Here is a 25,817-nt window from a genome sequence, read left to right on the forward strand (position 1 = left end):
TTTAGTCCCGGTTGAGCAGCCTACGACGATCAACTGTCGTCCGCTATCAGTCGCGTGATGTCCGAATGCGAGGCTATTGGTACTAGCGACCCAATCGCCTGCCGAAGGGTCGCCAGGTTGGCTCCGTCACTTTCGATTGCTATAAAGAACTCGTGCGAGAGCTCAGCGCTCATTTGGTTGATGCTGGTTAGGGATAGCGGGGTAGTCTCTGGCGAACGGCGAGCTAAAACACAGCGAGTCGGTGAGATCGGTAGGTAGATCATTGACTTATCGACATCTTCCTCAATCGCACCTAGAGCAAGTCGCGACTTACCATCACTGAAGGTAGCGACCGGACCGCAATCGCCAAGGATAAAACGTTCATCCGGTCCGGACTCTAAGACCTCGAAAGTCATCTCAGCCATCATCTTCTGAACCCTCAATGGGCTTTCGGGGCCCTTCGACAGAGCTCCGAGAAAGGCCTTGTTCGCTATCTTCTCTGACTCGGACTCAAATCGATCCATAAAGAGCTCGACTAGATGCTCTGCCTCCTCGATGAACTTATGCTCCTGTTCAAGAACAAAGGATTTCCATCTAGGAACCATCTGCGAATAGAGCCTTGTCTGCAGTTCCCGGCTCAGATGACCATGATCCTTGCGAAGCTGCTCGTAGATTAGTTGTCGACGTTTCGCTGGGTCATGGAGGCTCCTGATAAGTTCACGTTGGACATACCTTTCCTTCTGAATTTTGGCCCGAATGCCCGCAATGAGTGCAGGAACCATTGTTGTGAGCGCCGATCTCATCGCCTTCGTGCGAATGCCAAGAGCACATACAAGCGTTGCCATCTCCGCAGAAGTGACTTGCTCGCCCTGATTGAGCTTATTGACCGTTATCGAAAGCAGTTTTTCACCTGCCGTTATCTTGTCATCCAGTGACGGATCGTCGGGGCCTCCGTAGAAGTCGACCTCCTGGCCAAGCTCCATCACATTGGTTCCAAAGCTGCCGTGGGTCCTATGGTGGGCATGGACGTAGAAATGCTTTCCCTTCTGATGAAAAGCGAACGGCCGCTGCAAGAAGCGAGGCAAGTAGTGATGTCGACGTCCGGCCATGATCCAGGTCAATCCTCATGCTCGGTGGCATTGAGGAAGGCCTTAAGCTCAGGATCCTGTGTCGCGTAGTCGGCGTGGAACTGCGCGAACGTGTTCGAGCGCGCGTAAAGGCACACCCACCGATCAAGCGCATGAGCCCGGTCAATCGCCTCATCCATATCCATCACGCTGCCTTCGCCACTTGGTGTTCGTAATAGGCCTGCGGTCGGTCATCGAGAATTGCCTGTAGCTCTTCAGCGGGTCGGCCCTCAGGAGTCAGCCAGGCCTCAATGTGCTCAGGCTTGATCTGGATGATGGTGCGATCATGACCGGCGGCGGCAACCTCGGGAGCGGGGTCATCGGTGATGGCAGCGAACGACAACAGCGCCTCATCTCCGTCAGGCGACTCGTTCCACAGGCATGCAATCACCATGTCCTGCTCGGGCTTCGGCCGAAACTCCAGCACCACGTTCTCCGACTTCTCGCCCTCTGCTAGCTCGCGCTGCTCCATGTTGTGGCGCTCGACGTTCTCGTAGAACGCGCTGACCACGATGACTGCATGGCGATGCCCGAAGAGCGCTTGCCAGCTTGTCTCAATCTTGTCTCTGCGAGCGTTGTAGGTCGTGTCGTACTTACGCTCGACTTCGGCAGTCCAGCCAGGGAGTCTGCATCGATACCGCATCGGCTTGATCACCTTTCTCCCGTTCTCCATGACGATGACCGGCGCATAGTTGCCGGGATAGAAGCGCCTATCACGCGCAAGCGGCTCGACTCGCTGCAGGTCATCTAGATCTAACTTGAGCTTGCTGATCTTGTCGGTCGATATACGCAGGTCCTCCTGCGCCTTCTTGGTGACCTTGGTCAGCAGGGCGCGCTCGGCATCGGCCTGGCGCTTCTTCTGCTTGAACAGCTCCTGCTGCAGTTCGGTCTCGCGCTCGGCGCGCTGGCGCTGGATCACGTGCCAGATCTCCTGCGCCTTCGGGTCACCCAAGTTGCGGAACCAGTCCTCCATGGCCTTCGGCCGGCGCCTCTTCTTCGCCCGATCGGGTGCCGACCACACGTTCATGACGAAGTCCTCGAGGCTCATCGTCGCGCCGTAGTGGCGGACATACTTCTCGTAGTCGGCCTGGATCATCGCGGAGTAGCACATAGGCACAGTCCTCGGCAGTCGGCCCGAATATACCGCCGACCCTGTTAGCCGTTTGCAGCCAGCGGACGCTCGAAGCCACGGGTCAGCAGGACGATCGACTCCAGGCGTTCGAACAGCGCCATGTGGTGCTGAGGCTCCACGAGCTCCAGGATGGCATTCGCCTCCGCGGCGAAGGCCTCCTGCCGATCTGAGGGCGCGATCGTGGCGTACATGGCCGGAAGGCTGGCCTGAATGGCATCGACCAGGGCGTTGGCTTCGGAGGGCGTCAGGTAGGTAGGCATGGGCCCCATTCTTCGTCCGCCGGTCTCACCGGCTGCGACACGACCGTCGGTCTCAGTCCGTGGGATGGCGGCTCGTACGATGGCTGCATGCCCCTCCCCGATGCCTATCGATGGTCCGACAGCGCAGATGGCAGCAGCCAGCTGTACTGGAACTACGGTTTCGTGGCGAGCATTGCTGCAGACGGGTCGACCCGGATCAAGCCCTGGGACAAGCGGGAGATCCACTCGAAGGCGGCGAGCGTTGCGCAGGGCAAGCGCTTCATCGAACGATGGCTGCTAGCCCAGTCCAGCGAGCGGGCGCGCGAGTGCGCGCGATTGCGGGCCCGCTCCCGTGCAGCGTCCGCTCCTCAGTCCAAGAAGGCCGATGACGCCGCCCGCTTTCTGTGGCAGCAGACTCGGCCGGCGGGCGGGGGTCTTTCCTCCAGGATCATTAAGGTGGACAACGTCCTGCCTGACGACTTCGATTCCATCGCGGATGTAGGGGAACCTCTACAAGCATTCGCGCCACACGCCGACTATTCGCGGATCAGGCGCCGGCACATGCTGGTCATGCCCAGCGTGGGCTAGTACAGCACTCGTCCCGCCACGTTAAGCGCCATCCCTGCGATTGGTGGCGCCGGGCATCGCCGGTGGGTGTGCTGTGCACAACGCCACCCACCGGCACCTTCTCCACGCTTCCGTCTGGTTGACTGCTGACGGGTAATGTTTGCCACCCAGAGCGGACACTGGAGAACGCGCGCTCTGATGGCTAGGAGATTTGCTCTTGGGGGCAATTCAGGCCAGCGTACCGCCGTCAGCATCGTCGCTGGGGCCGGCTATACGTCGGCTTGTTGATCGGACCCAGCCACCCTAAGATCGAGCCGTCTCAAGGGGATAGTCGGCCTTACGGCGGACTTGGATAAGTCGTATAGGTGGACCCATGGGTCCGGCTACCAGTTAGCTGGGCCCCTGTTGGTCGATGCAAGGAGATGTCGTGCAGAACCCACATAACTTCAACGTCATATGCTCCTGTGGATTTGAGATGTTGGAGCACAATCAATTTGTCGATGCCGCAAGCAATCTAGGTGTGGACCTTGAGATCCTGTACCAAATGGATCGGTACGAGGCTCAGTCGCACGAGATTGACGAAGACGCCATCCCTACGACAGTTGCAATCTGTGCGAGATCAGAAGGCACGTATCTTTCAATTGCACAGCTTAGATTCCTAATTGATGTTGTTTGCCCACGTATCAAGGGGCAAGATTTCATAGTAATTGGATTCTTTGGGCCGCACGCCACAATCGATGACGCACCAGCGCTAGCGATCAATTCGAACTCTGTCAGTGCAGGAATTTTTGGTGATCTTAAGAAACTAGCTCGCGTTGAGCTCGATCTCTTTATGCTCGAAGTGGCGCTTTCACAGGCCTAACAACTCACTCAAGCCGACGCTGCTTCACGGCGCGGCTTAATTCAGGCGTTAGGTCTACCAGGAGAGTTCTTTGGATCTTTCTGCAATCACAAGCGCATATACCGCTCTTCAGTTCATGCGGGACTCAATGTCCTTAGCCTTGAACGCCAAGATCGACGAGGAGGCTCGAGCAAAGATTCATGCGGCAATGGATCAGATCACGAAACTTCAAGATGGCTTGTTCCATACGCAGCAGCAGCTACTCGCTCTACAGCAGACAAATGAGGCCTTGCGCAAAGAGCTTGCTACAATGTCCGCTTGGGAGGATCGCACCTCCGAGTACAAGCTGGTGCAAGCTCCGGGAAGAGCTGTTGTGTATCAGTACTCTGGAGAACCAAGGCACTACGCCTGTCCAACATGTTATGAGAGCCGCAAGATTTCTCCGCTTCAGGATATGAAGCAGCCAAACGGAGACTTCTGGTGCGCGACCTGCAACAAAAATTTCCCTGTAGATCCGGTTCGCGGCAGGGGCTATCGTGGGTAGCTCTAACAATTCACTCAAGCCAACGCCGCTTCGCAGCGCGGATTAATTTAGGCGTTAGGTGCCATATGAAGCGTCTAGTAGCTCTATCAGCAGCATTCCTGACCTTCACTGCCACCGCTGCGACCCCGTATCACTCCGAGAGTGTCATGCTGCTCCTGCCGGACTCAGTTCTCCAAGAACGAGTTCCATCGGTGGATGCGCTAGCCAACTACATCAAGGCGGTTCAGACCTCTTCTGAGCAGGCTCTGTCGGGGCAGGCACCAAGCCCAACCGGTGGCCATCTTGTGCTGGCCGTCCGTCCCGGCGGCCAATCAATGGTCTGGCTGGACTTCAAGCCTGCGTTGCCTGGCCCAACTGCAGCCAAGCTGCGCGCCGCCATCTTGGCCGTTCCTGCTTTTGAGGCACAGGCCGGCGTGGTTGTTGTTGCGCTCAACTCATCTCTTTGGGGCGCCCCCGCATCATCTACTTTCACCAGCCCGCCAGAGTGGACAGACGCCATGCAAGGGCATCACGGGGCAATGGAGGTTCGAGAGCTTGTCGATAGAGTGTGGCCCGGCCGGCCGGGCTAACAAATCATTCAAGCCGAACCCGCTACGCGGATCGGCCAGTTTAGGCGTGATACGGAATTTGGAGCCCTCAATGACTCTTTGCATCGCATGGAAGCAGGACAACGCAATTCACTTAGCTGCGGACTCGCGGCTGATGATCGCTACCAATTCTTATGCTGATGTTGGCATCAAGGTACTAGCCCTTCCCTACAGAATCCTTCAGCCGGCGCATCCGGATCCTTCAAGAGCTAGGAGTGTGGCTTACCAGGGACGGCTCGGGATGTGCTTTGCCGGAAGCGCGGTAAATTCGCTGATGATCAAAGAGTCCGTTGCCGCAGTGCTGCAGGATCTTCAGTATGCGCCAGGCCACACGGACGTGAGTATGAAGGGGATATGCGAGTTCATATTCAAAGCTTACAAACTAATCTCCATTGAGATCTGCAAAACCGCAGTGGGCCCTAAGGGAATCGCAAGCTTCATTGTGTGTGGCCAATGTCCCTCTACCGGCCTGCTGAGAGCATTCAAGTTCTCGACCAACAGCAACAATGTGCACTCGCTTGATGAGGTGCTCGTTGCGTCAAAGCACGAGTTCCTAGGATCTGGATCAAAACACGTGAATCCGAAGGCGACCCTAGTTCGGAACAAAGACTATCTGTCGGTACTTCGCGACATCATCAATGATGAGTCGATAGAATCGGTTGGGGGAAACATCCAGTACGGCACGCTTCACAACAACGACTTCACCGTGTATGGAATCATGGAGTTGAAGGACGGCGTTCACCATTGGCGAGGCGCGCTTGACATGAACAGCGACTACTTCATGTCCGGGCATTCCGATCTGATATCGGGCATCTCCTACATTGACCCCTTCGACACCTTCGGGAAGTCGGGTGCGGTGTAACAATTCATCCGAGCCGACGGCCCTTCACGGCGCGTCTCAATTCAGGTGTTTTCGCCCATGACCAATGATTCCTTGTTTGCATTGATACTTTCACTGCCTATCGGCATCGTCAGCGGGCTGTATTCCAGCCTCATCGTTACCAAGTATGCAAGGTTTTCCGAGCTTCGCAGAGAAGCACTTCGGATCATTAGGTCGATCAACTACATCGGCGACGGCGCGCAGATGACGGTGCAGGAACCAGCTAACCTGAGCTACCTGGCGCTGATCGCGAGTGACCTATATGGCCTCGGCCACCGCTCGGCCGGCGATACGATCAACTCTCTGTATGACACCATTCTCGGCGCCAACAGGTCGGTTATGTCGGGTGCAATGGACCCGCTAACGTACATATCTCAGCACGGTGATTGGCAGCGTCAAGCCAGAGAGATCGATCCCAACAAGCGGATCTACTTGCCGTGGGGATGGCCTTGAAAGTGCACCGACTTCGCGGCCAAAGTTCATTCAAGCTGAAGCCGCTTCGTGGCTCGGCCAAATTGGTGTAATAGATTGTTGCCGAAACTAGCAACTTGGAGGCCGTTGTGCGAGATACCGAGGGACTTGATATCTACCTGCAGTTGGCCGCTCAGGACCGTGACCACGACCGAGATGGACAGTTGCTTGCCCGTCTGTCTCAACTCGCCCGTGAAATGGAGCCGAATAGCGAATCCGATCAGTTCGGTAGCATTGATATCGACAATTGCCTCCATGCCATCGCGCAGTCGCCCCTGCTGTTCCCTACCGCACTAGCGCGCTGGCTGACGACTGACTCTGATGTCCGACTGGGCAAGGCGCTCTTGCACCACGCCAACATTACCCATCTCGATCAGCACTTTCCCCAGCCCTACGACCTGACCCGAGTGCTGGAGGACGAAGCAATCACAACGGCCAGGCGCGCGTGCGCGTTAGCAGCCGCACCTTCGGTGTCGCTCGGATGGACATTGAGCATGGCGCGTGACTTTCCCGGCAGCGATGAGGTTCGCAACTGTACGACTGAGCTACTCGACTACCACGTGGAACAGCTGCTGGTCAGTACCGTCGAGCTTCTGGGCTCTCCAGATTCGAGCTTCCTGGAGCTCGATGTCTCAACTGAGACACTTCGCAAGGCGCGCGAAGTGCAGCAGGTCCTTGATGAGCTACCGCGGCTCCGGGAACTCGAGATGACGGCGGATATGCGCCTCCTGTATTCCTCGCTCAAGCGAAGTGAGCACCGAGAAATTCATCGCCGTGCCGAGGAATCCTCAGCATTTCGCGGACTGCTGCATGAAGTGAGGCTCAAGTACACTAGTCGACCGGTCATTGAAGTCCCGCACGACTCGGGCACGGAAGAGATGACTTTGGCCATGTCCTCGCACGAGCTTGCGATTGAGCCTCCGCTTTCTGAGCTTACGGATCCCGTCCTCGGGCTCATGCGTCGCAATCAACTCTGGCGGAGCACCAGTTCATGAGCCTGCAACTCGTTCTTCAGAACTACATAAGCAGTCTAAGAGAGCGCAACGAACTGGACGCTCTTTTGCCAGAGCTGCTGACTGCGATGGGTCATTCGGTACTAAGTCGTCCGCAGACAGGCGTCCCTCAGGCAGGGGTGGACGTTCTGTCGAGCTTTCAGAACTCTGAAGGTAGAGAAGAGCTGTACCTGTTCATAATCAAGTTCGGTGACATTCGTCGAGAAGATCTGTTTACCGGCCAACAGGCCATTGAGCCATCCGCGCGTGAGGCGTGTACCGACTTTGCGCGCAATCGTCTAACGGAGTCTCAACGAGCACTGACCAAGCACGTTGTGGTCGTTTCAAGTGGGGTCATAAAGCAGGAGGCTGCAACCGGCTTTGCAGGACTCGCGGACGAGGTCAACGCCCGACCCGGTTTTATCTTCGGCTTCTGGGGAATCGACCAGCTCACGCCCCTAATTGAGAAACACGTTTTCGACGAGTCACTGCTGCTTGGGCACGCACAGTCCGATCTCCGCGCGGCCCTGGCTGGGCTGAGTGACTCGAGTGCTTCGATCCAGCGCTTCGTACACTTCATTGAGAAGGTGATGACCGCGCCCGCGAATGAGGCTGACGATAGCCCAGCGCCAGCGCGCCGCAAGTTCCTACGTCGTTGTGCAGCTGCGGCAATGGGCCATGGTGTGCTGGTGGTGTGGGGTGGCGCAGAGAACAACTTGAAGCCGGCTGTCGTGGCGGGCGAGTACCTTGCGCTAAGGATGTGGTCCGCATCGGTCAGCCTTGGGTTGACGGGTGATTCCGAGTTTCTGCGACGTCTCAATGCAACGGTCGAACTTCACGTTCACACCTTGTCGACCTATTTCGACAAGACACTGCCAGCCCTAAGGAACGCACGAGCAATCGTACGGCACCGACCAAACCCTGTCTTCTATGCGGATCTCGTCTTCGATGAGTTGGGCCGGCTTGCGACACTGCTACTGCTTCTCCAGCGCATGGAAGGGTCTGAAGATAGACGGCGCCAGGTGCTTCAGGACATCGTGAAGGTAATCAATGCCAACAGCATTGTTGCAAGGCCCTTGTTGGACGGTCAGGGCATCGACCTGAGTCTTGTGTTTACAGCACTGTTGAAAGAAGGCGCTATCCAGTCTGTGCAGAATCTGGCAATGGGAGTCACGCAGCTCTTGAAGCGGTCATTGATGACGAATGAGCGCTTGCCGGTCGATACAGATTTGCTTGAGGACGCCGTTGCGGTGCATTTCACCCGCGACGCGGGTGACCGCGACTTCTTCAAGACGACGACGCTCGTGCCCTTGCTGGCGACCATCTTTTCGGTAATGGAAGACGAAGCAGGATTGACGCTTCTGCGAAGTCTCACGCCCCACTTGTCCGGAGTTACCCTTGAGCGCTGGTACCACACCTCTGGCATTGAGACCTTTACCGGCTCAAACCGCAGTCTAGATGCGATTAGCGTCTCGAGGGTGATTGCAGGGTTAGGAGAAGATACTTCTTCGGAGCTTCAGGCATCTTTACGCATTCCAGAGGGTGCAGCAGACCCAACACAACTTGGTTGGTATGCGCAGCCCTGGAGCGTCCTTACTGCTCTGTCGGCGCGATTGCACCGCCACCCCCTGCCCACTTGGTACCTTGCCAGATGAGTTCGAACGAACCTGCGCGCACAGCTAACTTGATCTGGACCAGAAACCTGGCTCGAGATCCGCTTGAACGGTTGGGCACTCGCTGGACTTCTGTGGCGGAAACGTCGGTCCGAGATCCTGTGAGGCTATGAGTCAGGGTTCTTCGCGGTCTCGCTTCACCAAGGCCCAAGGCAGGTTCAGGGCCTAATGTGTTGGCCGACATAGCCGATACCGTTGAGGATCGCAAAGCAAAGGAGCACTCGATGACCTTCAGAAAGGAAGCGGTACACGTAGGTTGGGCGGTGGGGCTGGCCTTGATGGCTCTGGGTGTAGTGATCGTGGACTCCATCATGGCTCCAGTGATCCGCGGAGTCCTGGGCGGCGCATTTTGGTGCTGCATGCTCGCCCTAGCAGTATCGACGCTGGTGCTTACCCTGATGTACCTCAAGCACATCGGTACGACCAAGCGCATGCGTGTGCTCTTCAGCCTATCCGTCATCGTGATGAGCATCCTTACGCACTCGCTCTTTGGCCTCGTGATTGAGACGTTCGCGCTCTTTGATCCCTCTAACAGTTCAAAGCTAGTGATGTTCATCTACTCGCTTCTAGCGCAACTCGTTGAGGCCTCGCAGCTCGTTGCCACCTTGGTAATGGCTGGACTGGCCGTCGGCCTGCTGATTAATACGTTTCCTGGTGTATCAGAGGGTCCGTCAGAGTCGGCAGCGGCCTCGGGTAGCTGATAGCACACATCTCATGCGCACGGTCCTCGCTTAGCCCGTTGTCCAAGTCTGTACTGGATTCGCAGGTCTAATCGCTGGAAGCGAACACGGGAACGGCGCCAATGTCATTCAAGAAGCCAGGCCTGGCCTGGGCGATGTCAAACACGGCCACGTCGACAATGTCCTCTGGCCGTGGATCCAATGCCTGAACAACAGAGACCAGATGCCGTGCTCCTCGCTCCATCTGGCGAGCTTCCACGCCTGCATAGATGAGCAAAATTGGTCGGCTGAACCCTTGATCCAATGTGCGCTTCTCAAGGAGATAGATCTCCCTGATGAAGGGCGGTAAAGGCACGTTTCCCTCTAGTGCCCTGATCAAGTTGTCAGGAGGAGATGTGGCAGGGCGTACATCCACGGTTCCCTCGCTCAAGCTGACTTTCTCGAACGTCTCTAGCGTCCCTGACTTCAGCAACGTGGCCACTTCCTCGGGAAAAAGCACAGCGCCACCGTCGTTAGGGTTGACCATCAAGGTTGCTCCAATCGTCTGCTCAAATAGCCTCGCACAAGGAAGCGTGATAGTCCGCAGGCCACTGAAAGTAGATCGTGCGGCACGGTGAGCTGAAGTGAAGAAGGGAATCGCGTCATACCCATCCGGGTGTCGAAACTGAATCAGCCTCACATTCTTGGAGTCATCGGATATCGGCACGTGCGCATGCACCGTGGCGCGAACGAGGCAAGCGAAGAAGGTCGATTCATCAGTACGGCTCCGCATCGCTCGCTCAAACCAATGTTCCAGCTCTCCCTCGCTGACGTTGGACATCCTTCAACCTCCAATGTGTGGACCGTGCATGTAGCCGCGTAGCCACTCTGGATCAAACTCAGTCGCAAGCAAGTTCGGGCGAAGCGGTGATCCTGTGACCTCCTGCAGTCGTGCCTCGTTGGCGGCTATCGCTTCAACATCCGATACAGACGGAAAGTGCCTGAGCAATCGATACGCTTCCGCGCGCACCTGCTTGGGAACGGCCATGTTGGCAGCGAGATCGCGAAGAAACGCACCGGCCTGGATGAGGTGTCGAGTTCGTTCGAGCGGCATGGTCATAGAGGCCTCTTCCGCATTTGAAGGCGCAGTGGAATATGCCGAAGACGCTCGCTTCTGGCGGGCATGTTTAGGAATCTCACGATGCGGTCGTCGTCAGGAGTTGCCTGCCGCTTTGCTTCGTCCCAACGCATGAGTCGATCGTCCAGGGTGGTCTGCCCAGTAGGAGATTCCTACAGGCAACAGGTGGGAGAGGAAGACGTTCAAGAGGATGGGCTTCTTCCACTGAGGATCAGGTACAAATTGATACTCCTCGGCAGACAGCTCATTGTTGGCCGATCTCGAGGCAAGCCACCGCGAGCGGCGACGCATCTCCTCAAGCATTGCGGAGCGCGCCGCATCCTGGTCCATCCCAGTGCGAAGAAGGGTTGAGGCGGCGCCGCGCGCCGCGTGCCACGCCAGGTAGCGCTTACGAGCCAAACTCAAGTCAGACCAGTCATCTGCCATCGCATGCATGATGAAGGGAGCGCTTGCCGGATCCAGGGTGTGGCGACGTAGCAGGTGCGCGAGGTATGTCTCAATCTCGGCCGCTGCCAATGCTTCCCAAAGCTCAAGGGTCGGTCGCACAGAATCCTGACGCGATGCCAGATCTAGCATCACTGTCTGCAGCGCGGCTTGGAGATGGTTTCGCTCACCCCAGTCGGTGAGATAGCACCATCCCAGAGGCTCATAGAGTGCGCGACGAATGCCGGGCTCCTGTCCTGCCGCAGTACGCAGAACCTGACGTTCCGCCAGCTGCTGAAAGAGCTTCTGGCTTAGTGCTGTCCCAGTGCTGAAAGGGGCCTCGACTGTCGTCGATAGCTCAAGGGCGTACCACGCACCAAGCCGCAGCAATCCTAGCGACTGTGCAAATGGCACGAGGTCGCGGGCGGCGGGCAGCAGAGTCGATTGGGTGCGGACACATGCCATTGCACCTCTCGCGATTAGTCGGGGAGCTTATCAGCGGCCGCGCGAGTTTTCTACACAATTTTCATGTAATCGGTAGGTGCGCCATAGATTCCCCAGTCGTCCAGGACTGGCGGCGACCATGGCATCAAAAACGATCTATCGGGAGGAGTATCGACGGCTGGTCGAGAGACTGAGAGAGCGCCGCGAGGAACTGGGGCTGTCGCAGGGCGAGCTAGCTCGCCAGCTGGGGTGGCCCCAGCAGCGGATGTCTGCCGTCGAGGCGGGGGCCCGCAGGCTGGACGTGATCGAGTTCTTCGAGCTCACTTCAGCGCTCGGGCTTAGCCCAGCCCGTGCAATGAAGCTGGTGCTTCCAGCCGGTCAAGGATGAGCTCCTGCCAGCAGGCTCGGATGACGGCGCTGAAGTTCAAGAAACACGCAGTGGGATGCAAAAGCGTCATTGGCGGCGTAGACAAGTTGGGCTGGTCTAAGGGGCCGCGTACTCCAATTGGACAGTTGCACGGACTTGGATTTCCCAAGGCGTTGTCCCAAGACGATTGCCACGGAGGCCTGAAGGCCCACGCGCTGTCGGTAGCCAAGCTTGCGCACGACGGGAGCAAGATCCAAGGACCCCCTTAGCTTGATCTTATACTTGCCGTAGAGCGGCCTCCGATCATTTGCCAGGCCAAAACCAACTTTAAGAATGCCTTCGGACTCAAGGAGTGGCGCCAAAAGATCCCTCGTCCACACGCCCTCAGCAGGAATGCAGTAGGCCCTATCGAAGGTGGCCAGTTGGATCAGGTGAGGTCCCGTCCTGACCTCGCCGGCCACAAAGGTCGGTTTCGTCTCCGTGTCGAACCCGAGCGTTCGTTCAAGCTTGAGGACTTGGAGCGCTGCAGCAGCAGCCTGCTCGCTTCCAATCCAATGGATCCTCCCTATGTCCAGCCCGGTGAAAGGGGGCAGGGAAGCCATGAACTCGCGAGTCGGGTGAGCGAGCTTCGGTCTTGGCAGGTCTTGCACTGCTAGATCAGGGGGGCTGGTGTGAGTTTCCATTCTGCCGAGGTCTCGTGTGGCTATCGATCGCACTGTTCATGTGCAGCGCTGTGGCTAGGCAATCATGGACTAGGCCTGGCAGTTTCCTAGAGAGAGTGCGGCTACTTCATCAGAAACCTGTTTTTCGCAAGTGCAGCTGATTCATCCGGCCGCAGCTTCGGGGCAATCTCAAATCCCCCACCAACCTACCTTACGGGTCCCCCATGGAACCTCTAGGCTAGCCGCAAGCTCGGCCAATCTTGCGCACTTTGACCGAATGGCACCCCAGATCCCTGCTCCAGGCCCCCTCGAGCAAGTGAACAAAATTTGGAGGTTCCATAAATTGCTGCTGCAGCTACTGCTTCGCTCGTCCGTCGCACGCTTATCTCGACCTGTCGCCCGGCCTGGATTTCGAAACCAGGATTTTCGCGAAGACCAATGCGCCGGAGGTACTGAGGCGCGAGCTTGCGAAGGCCGGCTATCGGGCAAGCCCGATCTCGCTGGGCATCAACACCGACGCCTACCAGCCGGTTGAACGGAAGCTGCAACTGACCCGTCGCATCATCGAGGTGCTGGCCGAAACCAGGCATCCGTTCTCGCTTATCACGAAGAACGCGTTGGTCGAGCGTGACCTGGATCTCCTCGCACCGATGGCCCGCGAAAACCTGGTGCATGTGTACTTTTCCATCACCACGCTGGACAACGCGCTGTCCTCGCGCCTCGAGCCGCGTGCGTCCGCACCGCACAGCCGGCTGAAGGCCGTGAAGCGTCTCAGCGAAGCCGGCATTCCTGTCGGCGTGATGTTCGCGCCGGTGATCCCGTGGGTGAACGACCAGGCGCTGGAAGCCGTACTGGACGCGGCGAGTGCACATGGCGCCACCGCCGCAGGCTATGTGTTGCTGCGCCTGCCGCATGAAGTCGCTCCCTTGTTCCGTGATTGGCTGCAGACGCATCTCCCCGACCGCGCCGCGCATGTGATGAGCACGATCCAGCAACTGCGCGGCGGCAAGGACTACGACAGCCGGTTCGGGAAGAGATTGAGTGGCGAAGGCGTCTATGCCGATCTGTTGGCGCGCCGGTTCGCGCTGGCACTCAAACGGGCCGGTTTCAGGGAGCGCCGGCATCCACCGCTCGATTGCAGCCGCTTCGTGCCGCCACGCGCACCGTCGCCCCAGGGCGAACTGTTCTGACGGCATCGGCGAGCGCGCTGCGACGATCGGTCACGGGAAACCCCGGCGACGCGCATGGACAATCCCGTGTGCCTTCCTCCGCATGCACGCCGATGATCACGTCCCTCTACCTCGCAGGTCCGGACATCTTCCGCCCCGACGCGGTTGCGCACGGCGAACGACTCAAGGCGTTGTGTGCACGCCATGGCTTCGAGGGTCTGTTTCCCCTGGACGCACAGGTGGCCGGACACGCGACAGGCGATGCACGGGATACCGCGCGCGGGATCTACCGCGCCGACATCGGCCTGCTGGATGCCGCCGATGCGGTGCTCGCCAACCTCGATTTCTTCCGTGGTGCGGAACCGGACAGCGGCACGTGCTTCGAAGTCGGGTATGCCGTCGCCCGCGGCAAGCCGGTCTACGCCTACGTGCCCGAGAGCGGCAGCCTTGCCGAACGCATCCATCACCGTTGTCCCCAGTACCTGGCGGCCGATGCCGGCATGGACGTTCACGGCTGGCAACTGGAAGAGTTCGGCCTGCCGCTCAACCTGATGCTCGCAGTCCCCTGCGTGATGGTGGTGGGCGGTGTGGAGGCGGCATTGCAGCGGTTGCGCAGCGACATCGATGCACGGCGGGATGTCGCCTGAGCGACGTTGCCGCGCTTCAGCGTCCGCCGTACAGGTGTTCCGCGCGCTGGAACAGGATCCAGCTGGTCGCGATGTATTTGTCGCCGCCCACCGGACGGTTGCCGCGGTGCGTGTGGGTGAACGCCGTCGGGGCGATCAGCAGGCTGCCGGTGCGGGGTACGATCCTGCGCTGCTGGTGGAAGAATTCTGTCTCGCCCGCCTCGAAGCCGTCGTTGAGATAGAGCGTCCATAGCACGTGGCGGTGCAGCGGTTCGGCATCCGCGCCTTTCGGGAACAGCTCGCAGTGCCAGTACGGATAGCCACCCTCGCCGGCGGGATACCGCTGCAGGTTGATCCGGCCCGGCACGAACACCGCCATGATGAGCTTCATCAGTGCGTCGTCGTCCATGCCGGCGACGTCCTCGTAACCCAGGCGGCGCAGCTGCCCGTCGGCGCCCGGCTGCTGCAGCATCAAGGGCGCGATCAGGCTGAAGGGATAGGTACGCAGGTACTGCTTCAACCCGGCGAGCACGGCCAGGTTGAGGCGCTGTTCCACGTCGCGCCAGTCGGCCTGCCCGCTGATGCTGATGTCGCGGCTGTGCTTGAGCTCCGGGTGGTGTCCGCCACCCACCTGCCCTGGCCGGTCCTGCCGGCTGGCATCGAAGCGTTCCACGATGGCGCGACAGGTCGCCGCGTCCAGCGTGTTTTCGTAGACCTCGATGAAGTCGGCGCTCATGCGGGCATGCTCGCCGTCAGGTCGATGCATCGTCGGTCGGAGTGGCACCATCCTTGCGGCATGCCTGCAGGATCCGGGGTGTCAGCGACGTCTCCAGGGTGCCGCCCCGTTCGGCCAGCGCCAGCGTATCGAACGCTGGGATCTGTGCGTCCGCGCGTTCCATGCTGATCTCCGCATAGGCTTTCAGCGCACTGCGGACGCCCGCAATCTGGGGGGCGACGGGATCGGCGCGCTGCTCGGGATGGACGATCTGCCAGGCGGCGTTGCCGTAGAGGATCTGCATGAAGAGCATGCCGCCATAGTACGAGTCCATCTCCAGCTTGGGCTCGAGGAAGTCGCACGCTGTGATCACCAGGTCCGGTGTCTCGATCGCCCATTGGAGCATCCAGGCACGCATCGGCTTCGCATCCGGATCAAGTGGAAACCGTTCCAGATGGCGCGTCAGTCGGACGAACTTCGCTTCATCGGTGTCGGCGGCGGCATGGGCGGAAGCCTGGGCGCCGGCCATGCCCGGCAGGCAGGCCAGCAGGATGATCGCCAATCGCGTCTGCAGTCGCTTCACTCGTCGCTCCCGGCGGAGGGGATGCTCCGCACTTGCGCGATTCTAGCCTCGTCCGCTCACGCGGCCGCGGTGTCGTGCGCGCGGTGGTAGCCGACGGCGGCTTCGACTTCCTTCCTCGATCCCAGGAACACCGGTACGCGCTGGTGCAGGTGTGTCGGGCGCAGCGACAGGATGTCCTCGCGCCCGGTGCTCGCCGCACCGCCGGCCTGCTCCACCAGCATGCCCATCGGGTTGGCCTCGTACATCAGGCGCAGCTTGCCGGCCTTGCCCGGGTCCTTGCGGTCCCACGGGTAGATGAAGATGCCGCCGCGGGTCAGGATGCGGTGCACATCCGCCACCATGCTGGCGATCCAGCGCATGTTGAAGTCCTTGCCGCGCGGACCTTCCTTGCCGGCGAGCAGGTCGTTGACATAGCCCTGCATCGGGGCTTCCCAGTGGCGCTGGTTCGACATGTTGATGGCGAACTCCTTCGTCTCCTCCGGGATCCGCATGTCGCGCTGGGTCATCACGAACGCGCCCTGCTCGCGGTCCAGCGTGAACGCATGGGTGCCGTTGCCGGTGGTGAGCACCAGCATCGTGCTGGGCCCATAGATGCAGTAACCGGCGGCGACCTGTTCGCGGCCGGGCTGGAGGAAGTGCTCGTCGCTTGGCGTGGTCACGCCATCCGGGCTGCGCAGCACCGAAAAGATGGTGCCCACCGAAACGTTGACGTCGATGTTAGAGCTGCCGTCCAGCGGATCGAACAGCAGCAGGAAGCCCCCGCGCGGGTAGGCGTCCGGGATCGGCTGGCTGTGGTCCATCTCTTCCGAGGCGCAAGCGGCCAGGTGGCCGCCCCAAGCGTTGGCTTCCAGCAGGATGTCGTTGCTTAGCACGTCCAGCTTCTTCTGCGCCTCGCCCTGCACGTTGCCGGTACCGGCGTCGCCCAGCACGCCGCCCAGTGCGCCCTTGCTGACCGCGATGGAGATGCTGGTGCAGGCGCGGGCCACCACCGCGATCAGCTGGCGCAGGTCGGCGCTGATGCGGCCGGCGCGCTGCTCTTCGATCAGGTAGCGGCTCAGCGAGACGGCGGACGGAGCGGGAGCGGGCATGATGGGATCCACGGCGAACGGTGCGCGCATTGTCCGGGTTGATGGGACCAATGCAAGACCATTCGCTATGCTGACGGGTCTGGAGGAAGGAATGGACGAAGCAACCCCGGAGACCTGGCTGGCGCTGTCCTCGGCGCTGGGCCTGGGCCTGCTGATCGGCCTGGTGCGCGAACGCAGCCACGGTCGTCGCGCGCATGCCATCGCTGGCCTGCGCACGCATGCGCTGGTGGCGCTGGGCGCGGCGGTGGCGGCGTGGCTGGGCCTGCCCGTGTTGCTGGTCGGGTTGGGCGTCGTCGGGGCACTGGCGGCGATGGCCTACCACGCCACGCGCCAGGACGATCCCGGCCTGACGAGCGAAGTGACCCTGGTGCTTACCTTCCTGCTGGGCGCCATGGCGATGCGCGCACCGGCGCTGGCCACCGCGCTGGCGGTGGTGGTGGCCGTGCTGCTGTATGCCAAGCAGCCGCTGCATGAACTCACCCGCGACACCTTCAGCGAACGCGAGGTGTTCGACGGCCTGCTGCTGCTCGCTTCGGCGCTGGTCATCCTGCCGATCCTGCCGGACCGCCCGATCGGGCCTTTCGACGCCATCAACCTGGCCACCATCTGGAAACTCGTGGTGCTGGTGATGGCCGTCAGTGCGCTGGGCCATGTCGTGCTGCGCGTGGTCGGCAATCGCTGGGGGTTGGCGGCGGCGGGGTTCTTTGCCGGCTATGTGTCGTCGACGGCGGCCACCATTGGGTTCGGACAGCGGGCGAAGGAAACACCGGCCCTGTTGCGCTCGGCTGTCGCGGCCGCGCTGCTGGCGAATCTGGCCTCGCTGACGCTGTGCGTGCCCATCCTGTGGGCGGTATCCCCAGCCCTGGTGCGTGACCTGCTGCCGGAACTCTGCGCCATCGGTGGCGTACTGCTGGCCGGCGGCGTGTTGGGCCTGCGCGCGGGACGCGAGGAAACCGTGAAGCCTCCTACCTCCGAGAGCCGCATGTTCCGCTTCGGGCAGGCGCTCGGTTTCGCCTTGCTGGTGGGGGTGTTGACGTTCGTGGCGGCGGCGCTCGCGACGTGGATCGGACCACGGGGCGCGATGGCAGCCGCTGCGCTGTCGGCGGTCGCGGAACTGCATGCAGCCGTGGCAACGCTGGCCAACCAGTTTTCGCGCGGCGGACTCGAGGCTGCGGAAGCACGCTGGTGGATGCTCGCGTTGCTGGCGGCCAGCCTCATCGCCAAGTCGGTAATCGCCTGGGTCAGCGGCGGGGCCGCCTACGGCATGCGAGTGTCCGCAGGTCTGCTGGTGGCGCTGGCCGCGGGCGCGGCGATGGTGGTGTTCTGAGCCTGGCTTTTCTGTAGGAGCGACGTGAGTCGCGACCGAGGCACCGAATCGCCGTGAAACGCGACATCGTCGCGAGAAGGGATTGCCGATCCGTTCCGTGCCACTGAAAGATCCGGGTGATGGTGAGCGTGCGGTCGCGACTCACGTCGCTCCTACAAACACCCAGCGGACTCAGATGATCCGCAGCGTGATCGCCTTCAGCACGGCGCGGGTGCGGTCGCGCGTACCGAGCTTGTCGAGGATCGTGGAGACGTAGTTCTTCACTGTGCCTTCGGCCAGGAACAGCGTGCGCGCGATTTCCTTGTTCGAATAACCGCCCGCCAGCAGCCGCAGGATCGCCACTTCGCGCTCACTGAAGGTATCGCTGGGCGGCGCTTCGTCCCGGAAGCGGAAGCGCGCGCGAACGGGATCTGTGCTCACCGGCTGCAGCAGCGTCTCGCCTGCGGCCACGCGCTGGATGGCGTCGTGCAGGTCTTCCGGGGCGGCGTCCTTCAGCAGGAAGCCCTGCGCACCGGCCTGGGTGGCACGCAACAGCAGGTCGCTATCGTCGAAGGTCGTCAGCAGCAGTACCGGCGTCCGGTCGCCACCTTCGCGCAGCTGCAGCAGGGCTTCGATGCCGTCGGTGCCGGGCATGCGGATGTCGCTCAGCACCACGTCCACCGGCTGGGCCTTGAGCTTGGCCAGCAGGTCGGCACCATCGTCGGCCTCGAAGACCACCTCGATCTGCTGCGCCTTCAACAAGGCGCGCAGACCGGCGCGCACCAGCGCCTGGTCGTCGGCCAGGGCGACCCGCACGCTCATGCGGGCAGCCTCACGTCCAGGCGCAGGCCGCCGGTCGGGCTGTTGCCCAGGCGAAGATCGCCACCCAGCGCCGCGACGCGCTCGCGGATGCCCGACAGTCCATTGCCTTCGCGCAAACCACCCCTGAGCTTGCCATCGTCCTCAATGCACAGGCGCATGTCAGCGTCCTCCCTGCTCAGCGAAACCATCAACGTCTCCGCGTTCGCGTGCCGTGCGGCGTTGGTCAGGCACTCCTGCACGATGCGCAGCAGAGACTCCGCCACGGCCGGATCGGTGATGCGGATGTCTTCCGCGATACGCAGATCCAGCGTTGGCCGTGGCAGCGGTGCGGCGAGGGCACGGATCGCGGTCTGGAGGTCCAGCCCGCGCGAATCGCGCAGGGCCTGCACGACGTTGCGGATATCGTCCAGCAACTCGGTGGACAACTGCTGCGCGATGCGGACTTCATCGCGCACGGCGAACACCGGATCGCTGGCCAATGCCCGCAGGTTGAGCTTCATCGCCGTGAGCTTGTGACCGGCCACGTCGTGCAGCTCGCGCGCCACGCGCAGCCGTTCGGCGTCACGCGCGCTGTCGGCCAGTAGCGCCCGTGTGGCCAGCAGGTCCGCATTCACCAACGCCAACTGGTCGCGGGATTCCTCGGAGCGCCGGGCGTAGTGCACGCACAGGCCGGCGAGCGCCTGGAAGCCGATGTTGATCAGCGTCATCGTCAGCGGCGCGCCGAACCCGTGGTGCACCATCAGCGTGTAGAACGCCACGTTCAACACCAGCGCGGCACCGATGACCCCGCGCGGCGACAGCACGTTGACCGCGCATGCCACCCAGACCACCAGCAGCACCTGCGCGGTGCCCACGCGCGGCGTCAGCCAGGCCAGCAGCAGCGCAAGGCCGGCCATCGCCACCAGGGCGATCCGCCGCTGCCGCTCCCAGGTGTCCGGTGCCAGTGCGAACAGGAGGAATCCCAGCGCGTACGCCACCAGTGCGGCGGCCGCGGCTGGCAGCACCTCCGGCGGCAGGAAGCGCAGGCCCAGCGACACGGCGGCGAGCGTGAACACGCCCGCCAGCGTCATGGGTTCGCGAAGTCGATTCAGGGTTGGCCACATGCGCGCATGCTGTCGTGCGCGTGGCGCCGAGGCAATGGGTCGGGCGAAAGTGGTGACTTCCGGCAGGTCAGCGACGCGGCGTTGTCAGAACGCGTCACCCGGCACGCGCACCGTGCCTTCCATCAGCACCCGCGCGCTGCGGCTCATGATGGCCCTGGTGGCTGACCACTGGCCGTCCGTCTGCTTCAGCTCCGCCCCGACCCGCAACGTGCCGGAAGGATGACCGAACACCACCACCTCGCGTGAGCCGCCGCCCGCCGCGGCATTGACCACCGTGCCGGGGACGGCGGCGGCGGCGGCGATGGCGACCGACGCAGTGCCCATCATCGCGTGGTGCAGCTTGCCCATAGACATGGCGCGCGCGAGCAGATCGATGTCGGCCGCGCGCACCGGCTTGCCGCTCGACGACAGGTAATCCTTCGGCGACGCGACAAAAGCGACCTTCGGCGTCAGCGGTCGCGCGGCGGCCTTCGCCACATCGTCCACCAGCCCCATGCGTACCGCGCCGTGGGCACGGATCGCTTCCAGCTTCGCCAGTGCGGCCTTGTCCTCGTTGATCGCGCCCTGCAGCTCGGTGCCGTCGTAGCCCAGCGCTGCGGCCTCGATGAACACCACCGGCACGCCCGCGTTGATCATCGTGGCCGTGAACACGCCCACGCCGGGGACCTCAAGATCGTCGACGAGGTTGCCGGTGGGGAACATGGCGCCACCGCCCTCTCCTTCACCTTCGTCGGCCGGATCGATGAACTCCAGCTGCACTTCCGCCGCCGGGAATGTCACGCCATCCAGTTCGAATTCGCCGGTTTCCTGCACTTCGCCGCCACTGACCTGTACGTGCGCGACGATGGTCTTCTGGATGTTGGCCTGCCAGATACGCACCGTGCACACGCCGTCGCGTGGCACGCGCGACGGATCGACCATGCCGTTCGCGATGGCAAACGGCCCGACCGCCGACGACAGGTTGCCGCAGTTGCCGCTCCAGTCGATGAAGGACTCGTTGATCGGCACCTGTCCGTACAGATAGTCCACGTCATGGTCTGGCTGGCTGCTCGGCGAGATGATCACCACCTTGCTGGTGCTCGACGTCGCCCCGCCCATGCCGTCGGTGTGCTTGCCGTACGGATCGGGCGAACCGATCACGCGGCTCAGCAGGGCATCACGCGCTGGCCCCGGCACCTGTGCGCGTGCAGGCAGGTCCTCCAGGCGGAAGAACACGCCTTTCGACGTGCCGCCGCGCATGTAGGTGGCGGGGATGCGGATTTGAGAGGTCTGGGACATGGAAATCACCGATGACTTTGATGGTGGTACGGCTCAGAACAAGGAAGGTTGCGTTGCAGGTGGATCAAGCTCGGACAGCAATGGCCAGCGCCCGATAACTTCGTAGCTGTAGGGATCCCCGCTACCAATCACCAGGCACAAGGTGTCGATCATCCAAGAGATCGCCGGAGCTAGCGGGATGCTGTCGAACGAGCGCTTAGCTCTGTAACTCAGGGTAATGTGCGGCGTTACGCCGGTCGCGATTTGGCTGAATCCTGCGTCGGCCAGCGAACGCTGAACGGTCGCCAGTAGTTCTTGGAATGCCTTGGGCTTGCCGTAGGCACGCAATGTACAGTGCTGCTTCGCAGCCGCGAGATCCGGCCCCTCGATGCGATTGAACAGCAGCGTGCAGGCGCGTGCTGAGATACGGTCACCGACCCGCAGCAACGCATCGCGGTCCCTCGTCGTCGGATCGAAAATTCGTTCCGAGAAGGACTGATGCCAGTTTCCGGAGGGAAACAGGGTTGTTCCAAGCTCACGTATCAGTCCAATGGAGATGAAACGCTGCAGCACGTCCTCCGACCATGCGACCGGAGGCAGTGCTGCGAAAAAAATGCGGGGATGAGAAGGTCTTATCACCTGATGACCGCGTATGACTGCTTGGTCACAGCATCACGCACCGTCCGGAATCTCGGGTTCGACCAGCTTCGCCAGCATCTCCAGCGATTCCTGCCAGCCCTGGTAGCAGAAATCGACCGGGATCGCGGCGGGAATGCCTTCCTGCACGACGTTGAGCTCGGTGCCGGCGACGCTCTTCTTCAGCGTGACTGTCACGTGCATCTGGCCCGGCAGGCCGGGGTTGTCGAACTGGTCGGTGTAACGCAGCAATTCGTTCTCCACCAGTTCCACGTAAGTGCCGCCGAAGGAGTGGCTGGAGCCGGTACCGAAGTTGGTGAATGACATCGTGTAGCCGCCGCCCACGCGGGCATCCATCGAATGGACCTTGCCGGTGAAGCCGTGCGGTGGCAGCCACTTCACCATCGCGTCGGGATCGAGGAATGCGCGGTAGACGCGCGAAGGCGGTGCGCGCAGCACGCGATGTAGGCGGACGATACCGGGGGCGGTGTTCTCGGACATGATCGGACTCCTGTGCGGTGGGTGTACCGATACGACGAACGGGTCAGGCCGCTTTCGACGCGTCCAGGAAATCCTGCGCGAACCGCTGCAACACCCCGCCCGCCTCGTAGATCGAGACTTCCTCGTCCGAGTCCAGTCGGCAGGTCACCGGCACGTGCACGGTCTCTCCGCTGGCGCGGTGGATCACCAGCGTCAGCGCCGCGCGCGGCGTGCGCGCGCCCACCACGTCGAAGGTCTCGGTGCCATCGATGCTGTAGGTCCTGCGGGTCTCGCCCGGTTTGAACTCCAGCGGCAGCACGCCCATGCCGATCAGGTTGGTGCGGTGGATGCGCTCGAAGCCCTCGGCCACAATGGCTTCCACGCCCGCCAGGCGCACACCCTTCGCGGCCCAGTCGCGCGAACTGCCCTGGCCGTAGTCGGCGCCGGCGATGATGACCAGCGGCTGCTTGCGCGCCATGTAGGTCTCGATGGCTTCCCACATGCGCACCACCTGCCCGTCCGGTTCGATGCGCGCCAACGAGCCCTTCTTCACCTCGCCGTCGACTACCGCCATCTCGTTGACCAGCTGCGGATTGGCGAAGGTCGCGCGCTGCGCGGTGAGATGGTCGCCGCGATGCGTGGCGTAGGAATTGAAGTCCTCTTCCGGCAGGCCCATCTTCGTCAGGTACTCGCCTGCGGCGCTGGTGGCGAGGATCGCGTTCGACGGCGACAGATGGTCGGTGGTGATGTTGTCGCCGAGCACGGCCAGCGGCCGCATGCCCGTCAGCGTGCGCTCGCCGGCCAGCGCGCCTTCCCAGTAGGGCGGACGGCGGATATAGGTGCTCTGCGGGCGCCAGGCGTACAGGGGTTCGATCTTGCCGCCGTGCTCGACGCGCACGTTGAACATCGGTCCATAGACCTTGCGGAACTGTTCCGGCTTCACGCTCGCCTTGACGATGGCGTCGATCTCCTCGTCGCTCGGCCAGATGTCCTTCAACGTCACCGGCCTGCCGTCGGCATCGACGCCAAGCGCATCCTTCTCGATGTCGAAGCGCACCGTGCCGGCAATGGCGTAGGCGATCACCAGCGGTGGGGAGGCCAGGAACGCCTGCTTGGCATACGGGTGGATGCGGCCATCGAAGTTGCGGTTGCCCGACAGCACGGCGGTCGCATACAAATCACGATCGATGATCTCCTGCTGGATCGCCGGGTCGAGCGCACCGCTCATGCCGTTGCAGGTGGTGCAGGCGAACGCGACGATGCCGAAGCCCAGCTTCTCCAGGTCGGGCAGCAGGCCGGATTCTTCCAGGTACAGCTGCACGGCCTTGGAACCGGGTGCCAGCGAGCTCTTCACCCACGGCTTGCGCACCAGGCCCCTCGCATTCGCATTGCGGGCCAGCAGTGCGGCGGCAATGACGTTACGCGGGTTCGACGTGTTGGTGCACGAAGTGATGGCGGCGATGATCACGGCGCCGTCAGGCATCAGCCCCTGCGCTTCATCCGCCCTGCCCGCCTCCAGCTTGGTTCCGTCGGCGATGCCGCGCTCCACCAGCGCGCTGGTCGGCAGGCGCTTGTGCGGATTCGACGGCCCGGCCATGTTGCGGACCACGGTGGACAGGTCGAAATGCAGCGTGCGCTCGTACTGTGCGGTCGCCAGCGCATCGGCCCACAGGCCAGCGGTCTTCGCGTAGTTCTCCACCAGCGCGACCTGCTCGTCGGTGCGGCCGGTCAGGCGCAGGTAATCCAGCGTGTTGTCGTCGATGAAGAACATGGCCGCGGTCGCGCCGTACTCGGGCGCCATGTTGGAGATCGTCGCGCGGTCGCCGATGGTCAGCGCCGCGGCGCCCTCGCCGCGGAACTCCAGATAGGCGCCGACGACCTTCGACTGGCGCAGGAATTCGGTCAGCGCCAGCACCACGTCGGTGGCGGTGATGCCGGGCTGCGGCTTGCCGCCCAACTCGACGCCCACGATATCCGGCGTACGCATCCACGACGCGCGGCCGAGCATGACATTCTCCGCTTCCAGTCCACCGACACCGACGGCGATGACGCCCAGCGCGTCGACGTGCGGCGTGTGGCTGTCGGTGCCCACGCAGGTGTCGGGAAACGCGACGCCGTCCTGGACGTAGACGACCGGCGACATCTTCTCCAGGTTGATCTGGTGCATGATGCCGTTGCCGGGCGGGATGACATCGACGTTCTTGAATGCGTGCTTGGTCCAGTCGATGAAATGGAAGCGATCCTCGTTGCGACGATCCTCGATGGCGCGGTTCTTCGCGAACGCGTCCGGGTCGTAGCCGCCGCACTCCACCGCCAGCGAGTGGTCGACGATCAACTGCACCGGCACCACCGGGTTCACCTGGGCCGGGTCGCCGCCCATGTCGGCGATCGCGTCGCGCAGGCCGGCCAGGTCCACCAGCGCCGTCTGGCCGAGGATGTCGTGGCAGACCACGCGCACCGGGAACCACGGGAAATCCAGGTCGCGGCGGCGCTCGATCAGCTGGCGCAGGTAGTCGTCGCGGCGCGCGGGATCGGCGCGACGCACGATGTTCTCCGCATGCACGCGCGCGGTGTACGACAGCGTGGCCCAGGCGTTGGGTCGCAGGGCATCGACGGCGGCGCGCGCATCGAAGTAGTCGAGCGCAGTGCCCGGGAGCGAGGTGCGGAAATCGGTATTCATGGCGTGCCGTCTGCTGTGAACGGGGTGCGCGCGATGCGGGTCGGCGCGTGAGGACATGCTACCGGAGGCAGGTGTCCATGGCCGGGAAAACGCCTGTTACCGGCAAGAAATCACCGATGCGTTGATGAAGACCATCAACATGCGCGGGTCATTCGAATACCAGCTTGCCCTTCATCATGTTCCAGTGCCCGGGGAAGGTGCAGAAGAAGGTGTAGTCGCCGCCCCTGCGCAGTCGCGAGGTCGGGAACACCACCTCGGTCGTCTGCCCGCCGGCGATCACCGGCGTGCGGGCGATCACGCGGGCGTCGTTGCGGGGCAGATAGTCGTCGGCCAGTTTCATGCGGCCGCCGGCCAGGCCGAGCTCGCGATGATGGCGTGTTTCGGCCAGTACCCAGTTGTGGCCCATCGCCTGCGCCGGCATGCGACCGGTGTGCTTCAGCACCACCCGCAGCTGCGCGCAGTCGCCGGGCACGCGGATGGTTTTCAGGTTGAAGGTCATCATGTCCGTCGCCTCGACGGTCACCGCGCAGTTGCGGGCGAACGCGGCGCCGGAGAGGGGCAGCAGTGCGCAGAGGGCGAACAGCGGGAGCAGGCGTCGGAGCATCGGACATCCACGGAAAAGAGGGA

Annotated in this window: 29 protein-coding genes and 1 pseudogene; 13 read left to right on the forward strand and 17 right to left on the reverse strand. The window is 61.9% G+C overall.

From position 1 onward, the window contains the following. Positions 1-29: 29 nt before the first annotated feature. From IB223_RS17780 to IB223_RS17795, 4 genes are read right to left on the reverse strand one after another with little or no spacing between them, the layout of a single operon-like run. Positions 30-1,088, reverse strand: coding sequence for a DUF4238 domain-containing protein (locus IB223_RS17780; protein ID WP_192203117.1), 1,059 nt, complete (start codon positions 1,086-1,088; stop codon positions 30-32). 8 nt (positions 1,089-1,096) lie between these two features. Then, entirely contained in the window at positions 1,097-1,252 is a 156-nt protein-coding gene (locus IB223_RS17785; RefSeq protein ID WP_192203119.1) for a hypothetical protein, read from the reverse strand. Then, positions 1,252-2,202 carry an SOS response-associated peptidase family protein gene (locus IB223_RS17790; protein WP_225591193.1) on the reverse strand — a complete coding sequence of 317 codons (951 nt, stop codon included), beginning with the start codon at positions 2,200-2,202 and terminating at the stop codon, positions 1,252-1,254. Before IB223_RS17790 ends, IB223_RS17785 begins: the two co-directional genes overlap by 1 nt. A gap of 59 nt (positions 2,203-2,261) precedes the next feature. Beyond that, positions 2,262-2,498 (reverse strand): hypothetical protein, encoded by a 237-nt coding sequence (locus IB223_RS17795; RefSeq protein ID WP_192203123.1) that lies wholly within the window; start codon positions 2,496-2,498, stop codon positions 2,262-2,264. Between the two features lie 87 nt (positions 2,499-2,585). On the opposite strand from IB223_RS17795, the gene IB223_RS17800 reads away from it, so the two are divergent. The 9 genes from IB223_RS17800 to IB223_RS17840 all read left to right on the forward strand — a co-directional run bounded on the left by IB223_RS17800 (position 2,586) and on the right by IB223_RS17840 (position 9,733). Continuing rightward, positions 2,586-3,065, forward strand: coding sequence for a hypothetical protein (locus tag IB223_RS17800; protein ID WP_192203125.1), 480 nt, complete (start codon positions 2,586-2,588; stop codon positions 3,063-3,065). A gap of 406 nt (positions 3,066-3,471) precedes the next feature. Further along, positions 3,472-3,906 (forward strand): hypothetical protein, encoded by a 435-nt coding sequence (locus IB223_RS17805; protein ID WP_192203127.1) that lies wholly within the window; start codon positions 3,472-3,474, stop codon positions 3,904-3,906. A 70-nt stretch (positions 3,907-3,976) separates the two neighbouring features. After that, complete coding sequence (locus IB223_RS17810) at positions 3,977-4,429, forward strand: hypothetical protein (protein WP_192203128.1); 453 nt, start codon at positions 3,977-3,979, stop codon at positions 4,427-4,429. 146 nt (positions 4,430-4,575) lie between these two features. Beyond that, on the forward strand, positions 4,576-4,998 hold the full coding sequence (locus tag IB223_RS17815; protein WP_192203129.1) for a hypothetical protein: 423 nt from the start codon (positions 4,576-4,578) through the stop codon (positions 4,996-4,998). A gap of 133 nt (positions 4,999-5,131) precedes the next feature. Next, on the forward strand, positions 5,132-5,878 hold the full coding sequence (locus IB223_RS17820; RefSeq protein ID WP_192203130.1) for a hypothetical protein: 747 nt from the start codon (positions 5,132-5,134) through the stop codon (positions 5,876-5,878). Positions 5,879-5,935: 57 nt separating this feature from the next. Further along, positions 5,936-6,349 carry a hypothetical protein gene (locus IB223_RS17825; protein ID WP_192203131.1) on the forward strand — a complete coding sequence of 138 codons (414 nt, stop codon included), beginning with the start codon at positions 5,936-5,938 and terminating at the stop codon, positions 6,347-6,349. 107 nt (positions 6,350-6,456) lie between these two features. Next, entirely contained in the window at positions 6,457-7,362 is a 906-nt protein-coding gene (locus IB223_RS17830) for a hypothetical protein (protein ID WP_192203132.1), read from the forward strand. Continuing rightward, positions 7,359-9,014: a hypothetical protein gene (locus IB223_RS17835; protein ID WP_192203133.1), complete on the forward strand. Its 1,656-nt coding sequence runs from the start codon at positions 7,359-7,361 to the stop codon at positions 9,012-9,014. Before IB223_RS17830 ends, IB223_RS17835 begins: the two co-directional genes overlap by 4 nt. A 242-nt stretch (positions 9,015-9,256) precedes the next feature. Next, positions 9,257-9,733, forward strand: coding sequence for a hypothetical protein (locus tag IB223_RS17840; protein WP_192203134.1), 477 nt, complete (start codon positions 9,257-9,259; stop codon positions 9,731-9,733). Positions 9,734-9,800: 67 nt separating this feature from the next. Here IB223_RS17840 and IB223_RS17845 read toward each other — a convergent pair whose 3' ends face one another. The 3 genes from IB223_RS17845 to IB223_RS17855 all read right to left on the reverse strand — a co-directional run bounded on the left by IB223_RS17845 (position 9,801) and on the right by IB223_RS17855 (position 11,717). Next, entirely contained in the window at positions 9,801-10,532 is a 732-nt protein-coding gene (locus tag IB223_RS17845) for an SseB family protein (RefSeq protein WP_192203135.1), read from the reverse strand. Positions 10,533-10,535: 3 nt separating this feature from the next. Beyond that, entirely contained in the window at positions 10,536-10,811 is a 276-nt protein-coding gene (locus tag IB223_RS17850; protein WP_192203136.1) for a BPSL0761 family protein, read from the reverse strand. A 93-nt stretch (positions 10,812-10,904) separates the two neighbouring features. After that, complete coding sequence (locus IB223_RS17855; RefSeq protein WP_192203137.1) at positions 10,905-11,717, reverse strand: hypothetical protein; 813 nt, start codon at positions 11,715-11,717, stop codon at positions 10,905-10,907. Between the two features lie 118 nt (positions 11,718-11,835). On the opposite strand from IB223_RS17855, the gene IB223_RS17860 reads away from it, so the two are divergent. From IB223_RS17860 to IB223_RS17875, 3 genes and pseudogenes are all read left to right on the forward strand, one after another. Continuing rightward, a complete protein-coding gene (locus IB223_RS17860; RefSeq protein WP_192203138.1) occupies positions 11,836-12,084 on the forward strand; it encodes a helix-turn-helix transcriptional regulator in 249 nt (82 codons plus the stop codon). A gap of 889 nt (positions 12,085-12,973) precedes the next feature. Then, a pseudogene (locus tag IB223_RS17870) lies at positions 12,974-13,915 on the forward strand (PA0069 family radical SAM protein); the annotation flags it as partial. 92 nt (positions 13,916-14,007) lie between these two features. After that, positions 14,008-14,541 (forward strand): nucleoside 2-deoxyribosyltransferase, encoded by a 534-nt coding sequence (locus IB223_RS17875; RefSeq protein WP_192203140.1) that lies wholly within the window; start codon positions 14,008-14,010, stop codon positions 14,539-14,541. A gap of 16 nt (positions 14,542-14,557) precedes the next feature. On the opposite strand, the gene IB223_RS17880 is transcribed toward IB223_RS17875, so the two are convergent. Genes IB223_RS17880 through IB223_RS17890 form a run of 3 tightly spaced genes read right to left on the reverse strand, consistent with a single transcriptional unit; the run spans position 14,558 to position 16,906 of the window. Continuing rightward, a complete protein-coding gene (locus IB223_RS17880) occupies positions 14,558-15,256 on the reverse strand; it encodes a 2OG-Fe(II) oxygenase (RefSeq protein WP_192203141.1) in 699 nt (232 codons plus the stop codon). A gap of 16 nt (positions 15,257-15,272) precedes the next feature. Further along, complete coding sequence (locus IB223_RS17885) at positions 15,273-15,818, reverse strand: hypothetical protein (protein ID WP_192203142.1); 546 nt, start codon at positions 15,816-15,818, stop codon at positions 15,273-15,275. A gap of 56 nt (positions 15,819-15,874) precedes the next feature. Further along, complete coding sequence (locus IB223_RS17890; RefSeq protein WP_192203143.1) at positions 15,875-16,906, reverse strand: class 1 fructose-bisphosphatase; 1,032 nt, start codon at positions 16,904-16,906, stop codon at positions 15,875-15,877. Between the two features lie 91 nt (positions 16,907-16,997). Between IB223_RS17890 and IB223_RS17895 the strand changes: the two genes are divergently transcribed. Next, positions 16,998-18,233: a DUF4010 domain-containing protein gene (locus tag IB223_RS17895; RefSeq protein ID WP_192203144.1), complete on the forward strand. Its 1,236-nt coding sequence runs from the start codon at positions 16,998-17,000 to the stop codon at positions 18,231-18,233. 171 nt (positions 18,234-18,404) lie between these two features. Here the strand turns inward: IB223_RS17895 and IB223_RS17900 are convergent, their stop codons facing one another. The 7 genes from IB223_RS17900 to azu all read right to left on the reverse strand — a co-directional run bounded on the left by IB223_RS17900 (position 18,405) and on the right by azu (position 25,794). Next, positions 18,405-19,034, reverse strand: a complete 630-nt coding sequence (locus IB223_RS17900) for a response regulator transcription factor (RefSeq protein WP_192203145.1) — start codon at positions 19,032-19,034, stop codon at positions 18,405-18,407. Then, the gene (locus tag IB223_RS17905; RefSeq protein ID WP_192203146.1) at positions 19,031-20,137 is read right to left on the reverse strand and encodes a histidine kinase; all 1,107 of its coding nucleotides are present in this window, start codon (positions 20,135-20,137) and stop codon (positions 19,031-19,033) included. Before IB223_RS17905 ends, IB223_RS17900 begins: the two co-directional genes overlap by 4 nt. 84 nt (positions 20,138-20,221) lie before the next feature. Beyond that, entirely contained in the window at positions 20,222-21,415 is a 1,194-nt protein-coding gene (prpF, locus tag IB223_RS17910; RefSeq protein WP_192203147.1) for a 2-methylaconitate cis-trans isomerase PrpF, read from the reverse strand. Between the two features lie 33 nt (positions 21,416-21,448). Continuing rightward, on the reverse strand, positions 21,449-21,967 hold the full coding sequence (locus IB223_RS17915; RefSeq protein WP_192203148.1) for a hypothetical protein: 519 nt from the start codon (positions 21,965-21,967) through the stop codon (positions 21,449-21,451). Positions 21,968-22,066: 99 nt separating this feature from the next. After that, complete coding sequence (locus IB223_RS17920) at positions 22,067-22,531, reverse strand: SRPBCC family protein (RefSeq protein ID WP_192203149.1); 465 nt, start codon at positions 22,529-22,531, stop codon at positions 22,067-22,069. 43 nt (positions 22,532-22,574) lie between these two features. Further along, a complete protein-coding gene (acnD, locus tag IB223_RS17925; protein ID WP_192203150.1) occupies positions 22,575-25,190 on the reverse strand; it encodes a Fe/S-dependent 2-methylisocitrate dehydratase AcnD in 2,616 nt (871 codons plus the stop codon). Between the two features lie 148 nt (positions 25,191-25,338). Then, positions 25,339-25,794, reverse strand: coding sequence for an azurin (gene azu, locus IB223_RS17930; RefSeq protein ID WP_192203151.1), 456 nt, complete (start codon positions 25,792-25,794; stop codon positions 25,339-25,341). Positions 25,795-25,817 lie beyond the last annotated feature (23 nt).

The sequence above is a fragment of the Pseudoxanthomonas sp. PXM03 genome, from assembly GCF_014852005.1.
GTDB lineage: Bacteria > Pseudomonadota > Gammaproteobacteria > Xanthomonadales > Xanthomonadaceae > Pseudoxanthomonas_A.